Annotated in this window: 17 protein-coding genes; 11 read left to right on the top strand and 6 right to left on the bottom strand. The window is 44.9% G+C overall.

Annotation, left to right across the window (positions count from 1 at the left end; translation table 11 throughout):
• Positions 1 to 92: 92 nt before the first annotated feature.
• From AC0VYG_RS15285 to AC0VYG_RS15265, 5 genes are all read left to right on the top strand, one after another.
• Positions 93 to 1,058: a sugar-binding transcriptional regulator gene (locus AC0VYG_RS15285; RefSeq protein WP_475428816.1), complete on the top strand. Its 966-nt coding sequence runs from the start codon at positions 93 to 95 to the stop codon at positions 1,056 to 1,058.
• A 48-nt stretch (positions 1,059 to 1,106) separates the two neighbouring features.
• Positions 1,107 to 1,880: a triose-phosphate isomerase gene (locus AC0VYG_RS15280; protein ID WP_475428815.1), complete on the top strand. Its 774-nt coding sequence runs from the start codon at positions 1,107 to 1,109 to the stop codon at positions 1,878 to 1,880.
• Positions 1,881 to 1,895: 15 nt separating this feature from the next.
• Positions 1,896 to 2,351 carry a D-erythrulose-4-phosphate isomerase gene (gene derI, locus AC0VYG_RS15275; protein WP_475428814.1) on the top strand — a complete coding sequence of 152 codons (456 nt, stop codon included), beginning with the start codon at positions 1,896 to 1,898 and terminating at the stop codon, positions 2,349 to 2,351.
• Between the two features lie 129 nt (positions 2,352 to 2,480).
• Complete coding sequence (locus AC0VYG_RS15270) at positions 2,481 to 4,010, top strand: FGGY-family carbohydrate kinase (RefSeq protein ID WP_475428813.1); 1,530 nt, start codon at positions 2,481 to 2,483, stop codon at positions 4,008 to 4,010.
• Positions 4,011 to 5,750, top strand: a complete 1,740-nt coding sequence (locus AC0VYG_RS15265) for a glycerol-3-phosphate dehydrogenase/oxidase (protein WP_475428812.1) — start codon at positions 4,011 to 4,013, stop codon at positions 5,748 to 5,750.
• 73 nt (positions 5,751 to 5,823) lie between these two features.
• Here AC0VYG_RS15265 and AC0VYG_RS15260 read toward each other — a convergent pair whose 3' ends face one another.
• The gene (locus AC0VYG_RS15260) at positions 5,824 to 6,723 is read right to left on the bottom strand and encodes a homocysteine S-methyltransferase family protein (RefSeq protein ID WP_475428811.1); all 900 of its coding nucleotides are present in this window, start codon (positions 6,721 to 6,723) and stop codon (positions 5,824 to 5,826) included.
• Positions 6,724 to 6,940: 217 nt separating this feature from the next.
• On the opposite strand from AC0VYG_RS15260, the gene AC0VYG_RS15255 reads away from it, so the two are divergent.
• A complete protein-coding gene (locus AC0VYG_RS15255) occupies positions 6,941 to 8,368 on the top strand; it encodes an L-serine ammonia-lyase (RefSeq protein WP_475428810.1) in 1,428 nt (475 codons plus the stop codon).
• Between the two features lie 51 nt (positions 8,369 to 8,419).
• Here AC0VYG_RS15255 and AC0VYG_RS15250 read toward each other — a convergent pair whose 3' ends face one another.
• From AC0VYG_RS15250 to pssA, 4 genes are all read right to left on the bottom strand, one after another.
• Positions 8,420 to 9,025 carry a pyridoxamine 5'-phosphate oxidase family protein gene (locus AC0VYG_RS15250; RefSeq protein WP_475428809.1) on the bottom strand — a complete coding sequence of 202 codons (606 nt, stop codon included), beginning with the start codon at positions 9,023 to 9,025 and terminating at the stop codon, positions 8,420 to 8,422.
• A gap of 23 nt (positions 9,026 to 9,048) precedes the next feature.
• Positions 9,049 to 9,924 carry a GGDEF domain-containing protein gene (locus tag AC0VYG_RS15245; RefSeq protein WP_175365324.1) on the bottom strand — a complete coding sequence of 292 codons (876 nt, stop codon included), beginning with the start codon at positions 9,922 to 9,924 and terminating at the stop codon, positions 9,049 to 9,051.
• 52 nt (positions 9,925 to 9,976) lie between these two features.
• On the bottom strand, positions 9,977 to 10,843 hold the full coding sequence (locus AC0VYG_RS15240) for an alpha/beta fold hydrolase (RefSeq protein WP_067019729.1): 867 nt from the start codon (positions 10,841 to 10,843) through the stop codon (positions 9,977 to 9,979).
• A 303-nt stretch (positions 10,844 to 11,146) separates the two neighbouring features.
• Positions 11,147 to 12,484, bottom strand: coding sequence for a CDP-diacylglycerol--serine O-phosphatidyltransferase (gene pssA, locus AC0VYG_RS15235; protein WP_475428808.1), 1,338 nt, complete (start codon positions 12,482 to 12,484; stop codon positions 11,147 to 11,149).
• A gap of 194 nt (positions 12,485 to 12,678) precedes the next feature.
• Between pssA and AC0VYG_RS15230 the strand changes: the two genes are divergently transcribed.
• From AC0VYG_RS15230 to AC0VYG_RS15210, 5 genes are all read left to right on the top strand, one after another.
• Positions 12,679 to 13,527 (top strand): alpha/beta hydrolase, encoded by an 849-nt coding sequence (locus AC0VYG_RS15230; protein WP_475428807.1) that lies wholly within the window; start codon positions 12,679 to 12,681, stop codon positions 13,525 to 13,527.
• Positions 13,528 to 13,592: 65 nt separating this feature from the next.
• Positions 13,593 to 13,904: a YkgJ family cysteine cluster protein gene (locus tag AC0VYG_RS15225; RefSeq protein WP_475428806.1), complete on the top strand. Its 312-nt coding sequence runs from the start codon at positions 13,593 to 13,595 to the stop codon at positions 13,902 to 13,904.
• A gap of 163 nt (positions 13,905 to 14,067) precedes the next feature.
• Positions 14,068 to 14,547, top strand: a complete 480-nt coding sequence (locus tag AC0VYG_RS15220) for an N-acetyltransferase family protein (RefSeq protein WP_475428805.1) — start codon at positions 14,068 to 14,070, stop codon at positions 14,545 to 14,547.
• A 33-nt stretch (positions 14,548 to 14,580) separates the two neighbouring features.
• Entirely contained in the window at positions 14,581 to 14,832 is a 252-nt protein-coding gene (locus AC0VYG_RS15215) for a GlsB/YeaQ/YmgE family stress response membrane protein (protein ID WP_199475377.1), read from the top strand.
• Between the two features lie 29 nt (positions 14,833 to 14,861).
• On the top strand, positions 14,862 to 15,350 hold the full coding sequence (locus AC0VYG_RS15210) for an N-acetyltransferase family protein (protein WP_475428804.1): 489 nt from the start codon (positions 14,862 to 14,864) through the stop codon (positions 15,348 to 15,350).
• Between the two features lie 126 nt (positions 15,351 to 15,476).
• On the opposite strand, the gene AC0VYG_RS15205 is transcribed toward AC0VYG_RS15210, so the two are convergent.
• Positions 15,477 to 16,124, bottom strand: coding sequence for a 2OG-Fe dioxygenase family protein (locus AC0VYG_RS15205; protein WP_475428803.1), 648 nt, complete (start codon positions 16,122 to 16,124; stop codon positions 15,477 to 15,479).
• Positions 16,125 to 16,279 lie beyond the last annotated feature (155 nt).

Genomic DNA, 16,279 nt, shown 5'->3' with positions numbered 1-16,279 from the left:
TATGCTAGCTCGGATGGTCGTAAATGAATCAGTTAAAGGAAACACCATGGCAGTACGAGAAAAGATTAATTGGGTCAATGGAGTGAATAAAAATGCAGCATGACAATGAGAGCTCTTTGGCAATTAAGGCCGCGTGGCTGCATTACGTGGGTGGTTTAACTCAAGCCGCGGTGGCAAAGCGTTTGGGGCTGACGTCGGTCAAAACCCATCGTTTAATTGCCAAAGCCGTTGCCGATGGGGCAGTCAAAGTGACCATTGATGGCCGTATCACAGAATGTGCTGAGTTAGAAAACGAACTCATTGAAAAATACGGACTGAAACATTGCATCGTTGCACCAGATCTGGGGGAAGAAGGTATTCCGCTGAAAGCGCTTGGTCAAGCGGGTGGCTCCTTTCTGCGTTCTATCTTATCGAACCGAAAAAATATCACCATTGGTTTGGCGTTAGGGCGTGCGTTATCGGCGGTGGTTGATCAATTACCGACTATGGATACACCAGATGTGCGCTTTGTGTCTTTGCTTGGTGGTCTAACACGGGATTACTCGATTAACCGTGATGATGTATTGCATTGGATTGCTGCCAAAACAGGCGCTCCGTCTTACACCATGCCAGTGCCTTTATTGGCAAATTCGGAAGAAGATAAAGTGGTTTTGATGGCACAAAAAGGGGTTCAAGACGTGTTTGCTATGGCCAATCATGCGGAGATCAAGTTGATCGGTATTGGCACGGTTGCGCAGACGGCACAACTCGTCGTATCGGGTCCAATTAAGCCAGAAGAAATTGTCGAAATCGCCCGAGCTGGGGCTGTTGGAGAGGCCATGGGGCACTTCTTTGATGATAAAGGCAACATCATTAAAACCGCATTGAGCGAGCGCATGTTGTCGGTATCCATTGATGGTAATCCCAATGGCGATGTGGTTGCCATTGCGGGCGGAGACGAGAAAATAGAAGCCATTAAAGCGGTATTAGAAGGGCAGCTATTAACAGGATTGATCACTGATGAAAGGTCAGCGAGAGCCATTTTAACGGCGCAGATTAATGAAAAGGCAACGGTCTAGGGCGCTTGTTTTAAAGCGCATTATGTCTACTAACGCGCGGGGTAGAGTATGGATAAAAATAAAACATTCTGGGTTGGCACAAGCTGGAAAATGAACAAAACCTTGTCAGAATCCCTTGAGTTTGCAACGGCGCTGAAGCAGGACGACGTCAATACGAATGAGCGGATACAGCGTTTTGTTATCCCGCCTTTTACCTCGGTCAGGCAAGTGAAAGCGTTGCTTGAGGAGACATCGGTCAAAGTGGGCGCCCAGAATATGCATTGGTGTGACCGTGGTGCATGGACCGGGGAAGTCTCGCCGTTGATGTTAACGGACTGCTGTTTAGACATGGTGGAGTTAGGGCACTCTGAAAGGCGTGAGTATTTTGGTGAAACCAATGAAACCGTAGGCCGAAAAGTTGAGGCTGCTGTTCGTCATCATTTGATTCCGCTGGTTTGTATCGGCGAAACCTTAGCCGATAAAGAGAGTGGTCATGCCACGAGTGTTTTGGCGGAACAAGTCAAAGGGGCATTACAGTACTTAAGTGAGGAGCAAAAAAACGCGCCCCTTTTGTTTGCTTATGAGCCTGTTTGGGCAATTGGTGAAAAAGGGGTCCCAGCCTCTGCAGATTATGCGGACTTGCGTCAATCAGAGATCATCAAAACGGCAGAAGCTGTGTTAGGTCGAAGAGTACCTTGCCTTTATGGTGGCTCGGTAAACCCAGAGAATTGTCAAGAGTTGATCGGCTGTGAACACGTTGATGGTTTGTTCATCGGTCGCTCGGCGTGGAATGTTGAAGGCTATATCAACATTCTGAAATTGTGTTCAAGTGCTCAACAATAATAACAGGAGATCATCATGAGAATTGCAATTGCGGGTGACAGTGCAGGCGAAGGGTTGGCAAAAGTATTGGCAGACTATCTTAGTGATCGTTACGACGTGGAAGAAGTCTCCAAAACAGAAAAAGGAGCCGAACCGTTTTACGCCAATATGTCCGAAAGAGTGGCTAAGGCGGTATTAGATGGCAAATACGATCGTGCTATTTTGGTCTGTGGGACAGGAATTGGTGTGAGTATTTCTGCCAATAAAATTCCCGGTATTCGAGCCGCTCTAACACACGATACCTATTCGGCGCAGCGCGCAGCGTTGTCAAATAATGCCCATATTATCACTATGGGAGCGCGAGTCATTGGTCAAGAGTTGGCAAAATCCATTGCGGATGCTTTTTTGAAAGAAGTCTTTGACGAAAATGGCCGCTCAGCTGGAAATGTTCAGGCGATTAATAGTGTTGATGAAGCTTATCGCGTGAGGTAATTCTCGTGAGTTGGTTTCGTTAGTACTTTCTTGGTTATAACCATTCGATTTTATCGGCTTTAAGGTTAAGGCTACTCACTGATTGTCTTCGAGTTCTTCCTATAATAAAAACAACTCAAGGAGAGGCTAATGCCTAGCTTTCTTGGTATTGATAGTGGTTTAACGGTAACAAAAGCGGTGTTATTTGATGTCGATGGCACGCAGATTGCCGTTGCGAGACGGCGTGTGCCACAACATATTCCCAAAGCAAAGTGGGTTGAGAGAGATATGTTGGGTCTGTGGTTCGCGACAGCGGAAGCCATCCATGAAGCGATACAGAAAAGTCATCGTTCTGCTCAGGATATTTTAGGCGTATCAGTAACGGCCCACGGCGATGGTATCTATCTTTTAGATCGCGATGGCAAGCCTGTTCGAGCAGGTATTTTGTCTTTAGACAGTCGTGCTGGCGAGCAAGTTCGAGCGTGGCAATCTGATGGCAGAGCGCAATCTGCTTTAGTGTTGACAGGACAAGAGCCCCATGTGTCAGCCCCTTCTGCCTTATTGGCGTGGATCAAAACGAATGAACCGGATAATTATCAGCGTATAGCACATGTTCTTAGTTGCAAGGACTGGCTAAGGTATTGTTTGTGCGCTCAACTAGGAACGGATAGAACGGAAGCCAGTACGTCGTTTACGGATGTTCATTCTCAACAGTATTCTTCGGCGGCTATGTCTTTGTACGGTCTTGAGTACATTGAAACGGCGTTACCGGATATTCATGATTCTTCAGAAATTGTGGGAGAGGTGACTCAAGCATCCGCCCAGTTAACAGGATTGTGTCCAGGCACCCCCGTGGTTGCTGGATTGCATGATGTAACGGCCTCGGCATTAGGAATGGGGGGCCAAAAGAGTAATATGGTGGATATTGTCGCAGGGACCTATTCCATCAATGAAATTGTTTCCGAATCCCCCATTGTCGATGGGCAGTGGTTTTGTCGTAATGGACTTGTTGAGGGGCAGTGGAACAATATGGCCATTTCACCCGCTTCATCGGCGAATTATGATTGGTTTTTAGATACGCTATGTGGGGCGGATAAATCGCTTGCCGCGACCAGAGGCACGGATATTCACAATAGCATAGCGGAAGAAATGCAGCCTGCTTTGCTCAATCCATCGTCACTTTTGTTTCATCCTTATCTATTTGGTTCACCTTATGGTGATGAGGCGAGTGGTAGTTTTTTGGGCTTGCGTGCCTGGCATGGTCGAGGTCACATGCTTGCCGCCGTTCTCGAAGGCATTGCTTTTAATCACCGAGTCCATGTGGAAGCACTAAATACCGCCTTTTCATTTCATGAAGCAAGATTGACTGGTGGGGTGTCACGTCATCCTGTCTTTGCTCAATTGTTCGCTGATATTTTAGGCTTGCCCGTTCATGTCCTTAATACCGATGAGTCTGCTGCGTTTGGTGCTGTGTTGTGTGCAGGTGTGGGGGCGGGTGTTTACAAACATCCCCACGATGATCCTCGAGATTTGTCAGCCTTAACCACCAGTTATTATCCTGATGCTCAAAAAAAACTGATTTATGAAGAAAAATTTCAATTGTTTCATCAGCTAACCACCAGGTTAAACGACGCTTGGTTAGATATTGAGTGCTTTGCTAAACAGCAGGATAGGGCCTAGATGGAAACTCGATATATGGAAGATGAACATAATGTTAGCGCTGAAGTGGTACACGGTATGGGCTCTGTAGAGAAGGTAGATCATTACGATGTGGTGATCATCGGTGCTGGCATTAATGGTGTGGGCTTGTTTCGGGATCTTTGTGAGCAAGGTGTATCTTGTTTACTGGTAGAAAAAAAGGATTACGGTGCGGGAACGAGTGCTGCCCCCTCTCGTCTCATTCATGGTGGCCTTAAGTATATAGAAACGGCGGAACTTGGGCTGGTGGCGCAATCCACGTTGGAACGTAATTTATTGCTGCGAAATGCGCCCCATTATGTGACACCGCTCTCGACATTTATTCCGACCTTTTCTTGGACAAAAGGGGTTTTTGCGGCCCTGCGAACCCTATGTGGATCAACGACAGCCCCCCGCAGCCGAGGCGCTCTTTTGATTAAAGTGGGCTTGGCGATTTACGATTTTTATGGTGCTCGTAAACGCATTATGCCGAAGCATCGATTTTTATTCCGTCGTCGAGCTTTGGCGCTGTTGCCAATTCTTAACCGAAACATTGTGGCGTTGGGGAATTATTACGATGCCAAGATTGCTCAACCAGAACGCCTAGTATGGGAGTTAGTCAAAGATGGTTTGGCGGCGAATGATCAATCTCGGGCACTCAATGGGACGGCGTTACGACAAGTTGAGCAGGGTGTGTTGTTGTTCCAGCAGGATAATGAACAAGTCACTCGTGTTAACACCAATATTGTGATCAATGCAGCGGGGCCTTGGATAGACAAAGTGAATCAATCGTTAGGGATTGATTCTAGAATGATTGGTGGCACCAAAGGCTCGCACATTTTATTGGATCATGCTCCTTTGCTTAAGGCGCTGGATGGTGCCATGATTTATTTTGAAGCGGACGATGGGCGTATTTGTTTGGTGTTTGAATATTTAGGTCGAGCGTTAGTGGGGTCGACAGACAGTAAAGCGGATGATCCAGATACGGTGAAATGCGAAGAGGAAGAGATTGATTATTTTCTTCAGAGCTTAAGCTCCCTTATGCCCAGCTTGTCTTTTACGAGAGATCAAATTGTGTATGCTTACAGCGGTATTCGTCCATTGCCATTCAGTGAGGCGGCTATTCCAGGTTTAATTAGCCGAGATCATTCGGCACCTGTGTTTGAGCCAACTCACGAGCGGCCTTTTGCGATTATTTCCCTCATCGGTGGGAAATGGACAACTTTTCGAGGTTTTGCAGAAGAGGTGGCGGATGATGTGCTGAAACGGCTGCATAAATCCCGTCGTGTTTCCACACAAGATTTACCCATAGGGGGAGGGCGAGATTTCCCCTTATCTGTCGCGGAAAGAAAACAGTGGGTAACACAGGTGAGTGAGCGTTCAGGATTGCAGATTGACCGAGTCGATCAGTTATTAGAACGATACGGCAGTCATGCCCAAAACGTGGCCCTGCATCAAGGCGAATGGCATGATGATCAGCGTTTACCCGATTCGAATGATGTGAGTTTGGCGGAAATTGATTGGATCGTAAAAAACGAGCAGGTTAATCATTTAGACGATATTGTCATGCGCCGTACTACGCTGGCGGTCACCGGTGGGGTCACTCTAAAAGATATAGAGGCCATTAGCCAAGTGGCGGCCAAGCAGCTTGCATGGGATGAGCAGAGACAACGTTTAGAGAAGGAGACCTTAGTAACGCAGCTTATCAGTAAACACCACTATCGTTTTTCTCCAGATAAATAATATGTTCTAGGCAAAGAGTACGTCAAATACAGCCTTATGTATCAGATAAGGCTGTGTTCGTCTTAGTGATCGTTTAAGCGGTCAGTTCATTGGCTAAGACCTGGATATGTTCTGGTCCGATTCCACAGCAGCCACCAATCAGAGTTGCGCCGTCTTGTTGCCATTGCTGTGCCCAGCTTAGGTAGGCTGGTGGTGTTAGTTCTTGGCGCAATTCGTTTAAATTGTCATTTGCCATGGCATTTTTCGGTTGTGGAGGAAAGGCATTGGCATAAGCACCTATCTGGATAGCTTTATTCTGCAACGTGGTTTTGGTTAATTTTATAGCTTCACCAATGATTTCAGGTTGACTGCAATTGAACAATATGGCGTTTACGCCGATGGCTTCCATAGCCTTCACTGCCTCTTCAACACGTTCGCCTGAACGTAGAATCGGTTCATCCGTTGGCTCCAAATCTTCTAATGTAAATGCCACCCAGAATGGTTTATGTTCGGTGTCGATTGTGTCGACGATGGCTTTAATTCTTGTGGGTTCATCTATCATGCTTTGTGTTTCGCATAACCAAATATCCACGTAATCGTTTTGTGCTTTAATTAATGGTGTGGCGAGTTCTTCGACCCGTTCAGGCTGATATAAATCCGCACGGTAAGAACCGAACAGAGGGGCGATAGAGGCAGCGACTTTGGTCGTCGTGCCACTTTCATCTGCTGCTTCACGTGCTTTTTTTCCCGCCAGTTCAGCTAGTTCATAAGCTCGTGCTTTGAATGTCTCTTCGCCAATGTGGAATGGCACCAAAGCGTAGCTGTTAGTGGTGATGACTCGGGCACCACTGGTTATGTAGGTCTTGTGAATGTCCTTAACGATGTCAGGCGTTTCTATCATGGCTAAAGCAGACCATTCAGGTTGTTTAAAGCGGGCGCCACGGCGCCTAAGTTCACGGCCCATGCCGCCATCTAGAATGGTTATGTCTGTCATTTTTCTCACCTAGTTTGCAAAGTAGGCAGGATTCTAACGACATTTTTTAACTATTCAATTGATTACATCAAGAAAAATAGATTGGCTGGAAGAATATGATGAATTTGCATAAAAGCGTCGTTATTAGAGAATAAAATGTCTGTCTTGCTCAATTATATGAGCGTTATTATGGTCACACTAGCCAACAACTTTAGAGCCTTTTATTGAAGAGATCATTATGAAGCCAGTCGGTGTATTTGATATTTTAAAAATTGGCGTTGGGCCATCCAGTTCGCATACCTTAGGGCCTTGGCAAATATGCCGAGTATTTGCTCAAGGGCTGGAAGATGAGGGACTGTTGGATAACGTTTATAGTGTTCGAGTTTTTCTATATGGTTCTTTGGCATTGACGGGGCAAGGTCACTGCACCGATATTGCCATTATGATGGGGCTATCTGGCGCAAATCCTGTGACGGTTCCCCTAGAAGATGTAGATAATCTTCCTCGACAGATTACTTCGACAGGGCGACTGTTATTGTCCGCCAAACAAGATGTTCATTTCCCCCCGGCGTCCGCTATTGTCTATCGTATGAGCGAGCGATTACCGATGCATGCTAACGGCATGACGTTGATTGCCTACGATGAACAAGAGCAAGAAGTGGCGCAGAAGACGGCTTATTCCATTGGCGGAGGCGCCATTCTTTGGGAGGAGGGAGAGGATGTTATTCATGAGCCGAGTTTCGGTTTTCCTGAAACCGGTAAGGATTTACTGGCTTTGTGTGACCATGGTGAGGCGTCATTGAGTATCTCGCAAGCCATGTTAAAGCTAGAAGAACAATTGCGACCAGAAGCAGAGACAAAAGAGGGATTACTAGCGATTTGGCGGGTGATGGAAAGTGCCGTTTTTCGAGGCTGTCATACGATAGGAGTATTACCAGGTGGACTAGAGGTAGGGCGCCGAGCTGCTCATCTAGCGACTAAACTGATGCCCAGTTCCTATGAGTTAGATGAAAAAACGTGGTTTGAGGCTATCGGGGCTTGTCATAAAGATTTCTCACATACATTGAAGTGGGTGGGATGCTTTGCGTTGGCGGTGAATGAAGAGAATGCGGCTTTAGGACGTATTGTGACTTCACCAACTAATGGTTCGGCTGGCGTGATTCCTGCAGTGATGATGTATTACCTGTATTTTACCGATCAAAAAGTGACTCAGGACGATCTCATTCACTTCTTATTGGTCGCGGGGGCCATTGGCAGTATTTTCAAAAGCGGTGCGACTATTTCTGCTGCGATGGGAGGGTGTCAGGCCGAAATTGGCGTGTCGTCTGCGATGGCCGCAGCGGCTTTAACCGAAGGCTTAGGTGGCTCCCCTGCACAAGCCTTGATGGCGGCTGAAATCGCCATGGAACATCACTTGGGGATGACATGTGATCCGGTTGGTGGCCTAGTGCAAATCCCTTGTATTGAGCGCAATAGCATGGGGGCGATCAAGGCCATTACGGCGGCACATATTGCTTTAAATACGGAAGCGGCCAATGCCAAAGTCTCGCTAGACGATGTGGTGCGTACTATGTGGCAAACAGCGCAAGACATGAATAGCCGTTACAAAGAAACCTCCCAAGGAGGTCTTGCGGTGAATATTTCTGTGCGCTTGCCCGAGTGTTAATTGTTGGCTGTACTTGTTTAGGAATGTTTTGGTTTAGGAATGTTTTGGGCGCTATAGCAGTGGCTGATAGCGCTTGAGCATTGCTTCTTGGCTCTCTGGTTCTTCGCTCAGTTGCAACTGATCTTTGATCATTTGCCCCATGGTTGGCAGCTTGGAGCGCTCTATCTTAGTAGATTCTGACCAGAGCTTGGCGCGCATCAGGGATTTAGCACAGTGTAAAAATACTTCTTCAATGGTGATGTCGATACACGCTTTAGGAGGGTTTTTCTCTTTTGCAAAGTGAGCAAGGTGTTCTGGGCAAGTGCTGATGCTTGCTGTGCCATTGATTCGTAGCGTCTCATCGACCCCCGGAATTAAAAACAGGCAGCCAATCTTGCCTGTTTCTATAATGTTGACTAAAGAGTCCAATCGGTTATTGCCTTTTGCTTCGGGGATGAGAAGACGATTGGTATCCAGAATTTTAACGAAACCTGCGGCGCCTCCTCTAGGAGAGCAATCTAGCTTGCCAGACTGATTGAATGTTGAGATGGTCATAAAAGGAGACAGTTCAATAAATCGCATGCTATGGGGTTCTAGCTGAGAAAGTTGTTTTTGTGCAGCACGACCCTTAGCATGACCAAAGATTTCTCTTAACTCGACTTCAGATTGAATAGGCATTGTATTATTTCCTTGACTGGTTGTTATCTCTTATCCAGTAACAAACTCTCTTTGAATAGACGTGTTTGGTTACGCCCTCTTTCTTTGGCATCATACAAGGCTTCGTCTGCCTGCCAAATGATTTCATCAAGATTTAAGGCTTGCTTATCGATTGGGTAACCTGTCATGCCAATGCTGACATGTAAGGTGTCGCGACCTATTGCGATTTGATTGATCCTGTCATGAAGTCGTTGGCAAAAGGTGTTGGCCTTGTCTATGGGCGTGTTATAAAGGACAATTAAAAATTCCTCCCCACCCCAGCGAGCCACAATGTCACAGGAACGAACTGTGTTTACCAAGACTTTCGACATCTCAATGAGTATTTTATCCCCTTTTTGATGACCAAATGTGTCATTGACTCTTTTGAAATAATCGATATCTAACAGAATAAAAGACAACATTAAGTCGGCACGTTTTGTCTGCTGGATCATTTCATTTGCTCGTTTTGTGGCCTCTCTTCTATTGAGTAATCCTGTCAGTTCATCAGTGGCAGAGGTGATGGTTAGAGCTTTGGTTTTGTCTTCGAGCTTATCCCTCGTATTGATAAGCTCTTGATAGAGTTGGTCTCGATTAATGGCGCTGAATAACGCCCAATGGATTTTACCTTGCTGGGATAGGGTCGCGTTGATGGTGACAGGAACAGGCTCTTTCTTCGCCGAGAGCAGCATGACTTGTAGCTCGGATACTTTGCCATCTTGTAACAGCATTGGGTAAAAATAATGTTCTAAAAAGAGAATACTGGCTTTGGTAAAAAGAGCCGTAATGGGTTGGCCTATTAAGCTTTCTTTGGCAAAGCCAAACTCGTTCTCAATGTATGCATTGAGTTGCAGAATTTTCTGTTCCTGAAAATCACTGACCATAAGGCCACATGGAAATATATGGGGGTCCATCTCCATCTGCTTACTGGTCTCCTTATTGAGTTTGATCAATAAAATCTTGAATGCAGTTGAGTACTTGTAATGGGTACGTCATATGCAAACAATGTCCTTTGCCATTAATAATATCCAGCTTAGCATTAGGTAGCTGTTTTTGCGTATATTTACCTACTTCAACGGGCACTAAAGTATCCTGTTTACTTTGTATGACTAAGCAGGGCTGGTGGACTTTCGGCAGTAAGTGGCGGTAGTCAGAAAAGAAGGTTGCTATGGCGAACGGTTTAGAATAGGTTGGGTCTGTTGAGCAAAAGCTAGTGAGTAATTCTTGTACCAGTGCATCGTCCGTTTCTTGTTCTGTATCCGTTTCCGAAGGGGTGCTGTTCATGACCAAAGGGGCGAGATAGTTGCCCCATCCTATGTAATTTTTGTCCATTAAGTTGACGAGTTCTTCTAAATCACTTTTTTCAAAGCCACCAGAATAACCATCATTTAAATTTAAAAAGCAGGGGGAGGGGCACACCATAACCAGTTTGTCGATCAAATCAGGCCTTTTCTGTGCCGTAATTAAGCCGATGGTTGCACCGACTGAATGTCCGACAAAGAGTACGTTGGAAAAATCCAATGAATCACAAATTTCGATCACATCCAGCGCGTAACCTTCTAGCTGGCTATAGCGGTTTTTTTGATAGGCCCGAACGTCTGAATTGCCGCTGCCGACATAATCAAACAAAACGACTTTGTACTGTTTTTCTAGGTAGGGTGTTAAAAAGCGCCACATGTTTTGGCTACAACCAAAACCATGGGCTAACAGGATGACATCCTCGCCTTCGCCCAGGATGTTGATATGATTACGGCGTTTGATATCTAAAGCATTAAACTGAGTGTTGCTGATGGATGTTTCCATGTTTTCTCCCTGTTATCTAGTTAAAAGGGGATAAGACCACCTTTTCCTTGGCGTTTTAATAACCTTGGATAAATTTGAAATCTTTTTGGGACGAAGGCCTATGGCCACTGTCGTTAAATGCTTAAATTATTAAAGCACAATGCTGTTAGGCTTGCTGGTGCCTTTGAGTCTGGTCGAAGATAGCAATAGTGTCTCAGAGACCACAATGGCCTGATAGGAGTGTCTATCAGGCCATGTTCGAGCCATGATTGGGTAGCAAGTATCGTCCTACATGGCTTTGTATCTTTAAGTGCGTCTGACTTTTTATAAAATACGTTTTAATAAGCGGTCGGCTCGCGTGCGCAACACCCGTCGTATGAGCTTTTGTATTTTGTCAGGGTAGTGCCTTACTGTTTCTAGCTGTTTATAGCTGCGTATTTGCTCGGTATGTTTGAATATGTTGTCAAATTCGGCCGTGAACTTGGCTTCAAGCAATTGTTGCGGATCTTGAATGAGCAACCCATTTTCTAAATCCAGCGCCCATGCTCTTGGGTTTACATTATTGCCCGTTAGTAGCATGGTTTTGCGATCCACCCAAAGCCCTTTTAAATGGTAGCTGTTAGCATCGTGCTTCCATAGATGGATAGCAAGGCGACCAGATGCCGTATGTGCTTTATTGGTGCGAGCGAATTTACGCAAGTTCAACTCATACAGATAAGGTAATCCGCCAATGGCCTTGAACGGCTGATCTGGGGCAATATAAAAGTCACTTGCGGTCTTATCACCGACGATGATGTGAACCTGGACCCCTCGTTTTATTGCTCGAGTGATTTCACGAATCACGGCTCTTGGTAAGTTAAAGTACGGTGTGCATAGATAAATTTCTTGTGTTGCATTACTTAGAAGAGCAATGATCTTATTATTAAGTTGGTTGCGACGTTTGCCAATACCGACTAAAGGTGTGATGGCGACTTGACTCTCACTAACCGACTCGTTTTGTATGTGGTAGCGAGCTTTAGACAAGGTAGCACGGAATTGTCGAATTAACGGTTTAATGTCCTTGGTGCTTGGCAGGTTTGTGTCATTAAGGTTATGAACCGCAGGGTCCGCGATCATGTTGTTACGAATAAAATGTACCATGCTATCGGCTAGAGGTTTGTGCTCGATAATGTGGTAACGATCAAAGCGATAGCGCTCTTGGTAATGCAGGTAGATGTTGTTTAAGCTGGCACCACTGTAGATCACAGTGTTATCAATAATGAGCCCTTTCAAGTGGAGTACGCCAAAGACTTCGCGATTACGGACTGGGATGCCATAAACAGGAATTGAAAGATCGTATTGCTCGGCAAATTCTTGATAGAGTCTGGCATTTCCTGTGCTCTTTTCTGCACCGATTAAACCACGCTGCGCACGATGCCAATCAACACAGATGGCAATATCCAAGTCAGGGTTGTCTTGCTTTGCTTGATAGAGAGTGGCGAGTACTTCCCTGCCTGCTTCATCATTTTCAAGGTACAGGGCAACAATATAGATACGTTTGGTTGCCTGTTTTATCGCGTTTAGCAAAAGTTCTCGATATTCTCGAGCAGAATGCAAAATCGTAATACGCTCTGGATGGACTGCGAAATGAGGGATAGGATCGAGTAAGTGTCTATTGGGCATAATACCGAAGTGCTACCTATGTTTTGACTAGCGGCTAACTTTAGCAAATTCGTTGTTTTATTCCTATAAAATAACGCTTTAGTTTTTGCCTTTACGCTATTATTTACGCGTTTCTGTCTTTTACATTGGTCTGTTTTCTTGTTTGTGACGTAGGTTTAGGAGAGATATTGTTTTGAGGTGGAGCTTTTATCCTAATGAAGAAAGTATTCGTGACATTGAGTTCTTTGTTGTTGGTGGCCTGTACCAAGGCGGGTCTTGAGCTAGCCAATCTGCCGAATAAGTTTAGTGGCACGAAAACCATTAAGAATATTGCTTATGGAGCGCAGTCTTTGCAAACGTTAGACCTCTATATCCCGCCTAACCCATCCCACGAGCCGCTTCCTGTGGTGGTGTTCTTTTATGGTGGCAGTTGGAAAGAGGGTTCGAAAAGTATGTATCCTTTTGTTGGTGAGGCGTTTGCCAAGAAAGGCTATATCACGGTCATTGCTGATTACAGTAAGTATCCTCAAGTGACGTTTCCGACCTTTGTTGAAGATGGTGCTAAAGCGGTGGCTTGGACCTATCGTCATGTCGCGCAGTATGGCGGGAACCCAAGTGAGTTGTTTATTGTGGGTCATTCAGCAGGGGCTCATATTGGAGCCTTAATTACGGCAGATTCACATTATTTATCGGCAGAAGAGGAGAATAGCAGCATTATCAAAGCCTTTGCCGGGTTATCCGGCCCCTATGATTTTGTGCCTTATGAGAAAGACTATATTGCTATTTTTGGTCCCCCAGAAAATTACCCCAAGATGCAGGTGCCGACCTTTATCAATGGTAAAGAACCTCCCATGTTGCTGCTTTGGGGAGCAGATGATGATGTGGTAGGAAAAAGTAACATGGATAAGCTGGTGGCGAAGATTCACGAAAAAGGGGGCATAGAAGAGCATAAAACCTATGCAGGCGTTGATCATGTCGGTATGGTCTCAACCTTTATTTGGTTTCTAAACAGTAAGGCGCCGATTTTGGATGATATTACCGCGTTTTTTAGCCAATATAAGTGAACAGTAACAGTAAAGCGTTTTTTCGTGTTGTTTCATTCTTCCTTTTAGAGTCTTGATCTATTTTTATGACCATTCCGCTGACCGATTTATTATCTTCCTCATCGAACTCTGTGGTGTCCGATGTGACTTGTTCCACATGCCATGCCTGTTGCTGTCGCTTAGAAGTGATGATTATTTCGGAGACGGGGGTGCCAGAAAGACACATCGCTGTAGATGAATGGGGTGGCGAGACCATGTTGAGACTAGAGGATGGTTGGTGTTCCGCTGTCGATCGTAATACGCACATGTGTACCATCTATGAACATCGACCATGGATCTGCCGAGAATTTTCTATGGGGTCCTACCAATGTTTGGATGAGCGCAAAATGATGGATTGAGACGTTGACCTCGTTGGCTTCTTTTTGCTTCAACCTCACGTTTACTTTTCGCTAAAAGAGCGTTATCAAACAAGAGTATGTTAATGACAATACTGCTATTTTATCTTTAAATTGAAATCGCCTGGGTTATCAGTTTGCTTGTGTCGCTGGGAAAGGGGCTAGGATGAATAAATCAATGAAAATAAGACAAGCCAATGTTGCGGATATTGATGCGTTAGTTGAATTAAGTCGACAAATTGGGGAAATACATTATGAAAAAGCTCCCCATACATTTATGCCGCCATCACCGGAGGAGAAAGCTTTTTTGTTGAAGGCGTTGGAGGGTGGGGAGTATCACTTTTGGGTAGCAGAGCAAGAAGGAAGTGTTATTGGTTTTATCAATGCGCGGATCACGATTAATGAGTCTATTCCTTTTATTGTAAAAACTCCTGTTTGTCGTATTGGTACGATTGTTGTTGATGAAAGCCACCGTTCTTGTGGTGTTGGGGAAGCGCTTATGGATGCATGTTACTTATGGGCTATTGAGTCTGGCGCAACCTCTATTCGTTTAGAGGTGATGGCATTTAATGAACGGGCTAAAGCCTTCTACCAAAAATTAGGTTATGTTGAGGATTTTTATATCATGTCTCGACAAATTGCCTAAACTTAATGTAACCCGTTGTTGAGGAAGAAATCGATGGATATTCAGGCGCTTGTTATAGTGTTGTTAATTGGTGGTATTGCCGGTTGGTTAGCTGGAAAAATTATCAAAGGCGGAGGCTTTGGCATTGTTGGCAATATTATCGTTGGTATTGTCGGATCCGTTGTTGGTAACTTTGTCTTTGCGGCATTAGGGCTGTTTGCTCACGGTATCTTGGGTTCTATCATTACGGCCACCTGTGGGGCCATTATTTTGCTCTTTATTGTACGTTTGATTAAGCGAATGTAATTAGGCTTTAAAAAGCCAGTGGAGGTGCTATGCTGATTCGATCTGTTTCAACCAAAGATGTTCCCTCGCTCACGGATATTTATAATAGCTATATTGAAAATACCATTATTACTTTTGAAGAAGACCCTATTACCTCTGATGAGATGGCGGCTCGTATCGATAAGATTTCCCAAGCCCATTTACCATGGTTGGTTCTGGAAGAGGATGGCGACGTGTTAGGTTATGCGTATGCGGGGAATTGGCATGGACGCAGTGCGTATCGTTTTACGGCAGAGCCAACCATCTATTTGGCGCAAGAGGCAAAAGGAAAAGGCCAAGGAAAAATTCTCTATTCTTCTTTGATCGAAGAGCTTAGAAAAAAGGGAATAAAACAGCTAATAGGCCTGATAGCGTTACCGAATGACGCCAGTGTGGGGTTGCATGAATCATTGGGTTTTAAAAAAGCGGGCGAGTTTAAAGACGTTGGTTTTAAATTTGATCAGTGGATATCCGTTGGTTATTGGCAACTTACCTTGTAATCTTTTGTGTGTTCGTTCTTGTTGCGTGTTAAATGCGTGTCTAAACTAAAAGAGCACCATGGTGAATACCATGATGCTCTTGTTATATCCGTTTTTTATCTTGACCTAGGGTGCTGTATTTAAGGCTTAGTAAATATTCGCGGTCAAAACAAAAATATCCATATAGCCTAACTCCCCATCAATCGGTTTAATTGGGTTGGCACTATGGAAAAATTTCCGATCATTTAGAATGACAAATTCTCCATGGTCAAAGGCGTGGCTGATGATGGCTGGGCTGTTTTCTTCTAAATGAACATTAATTTTGCCGCCTTTTATGTTATGGCGCTGCATGACATAAATACCAATGCGATCAAAGCCATCTTGATGAACCCCTTCCGGTGCGACTTCTGCTAGCTGATGATCCGCAAAAATACGCAACTGGTGCACTTCAATAAGCGTACCGTCTTTTACATCAGCCATTTGGCGAAAATGCTTAAAGAGCTCAACGAAACCTGGATCCTGAAAGGTCTGCTCTTCAATTTCTGGATAACGTCTAACCACATTACCCTGAAAGTGGTTAATGCTGTCATCTTGCATAAATTCTTTAGTGGGTAAGCGTGACAATTTCTCTTGATGTAGTGTAAAGCAGGAATATCTGCGCAATCGAAATTGACCATCCGCATAGGGATTGGTTGGTAAATCATTAAAGGTGGGGGCCAGATGTTCCACACTGTCTGGAGAGAGTTGACCAAGTTCTAAATAAAATGGGGTGGGTGTGATGTTATTCGCTAGCATAAAAGACTACCTCTTTTCGCTTTGTTGGCAGATCATGCGCAACATTGTTTTTATTATTAGTGCACGTTTTTAAACGTGCCTTTAAAAAGGTGAATCGGCTTTGTGAGCCTATCCTTAGTGTAGTGATTTATTGAGGAATATGCTCGCATTATTGG

This window comes from Marinomonas sp. 63XJN7_7_ISO-PGPR-S23-202 (assembly GCF_056173505.1).
This window is presented reverse-complemented; position numbering and strand designations above follow the sequence as displayed.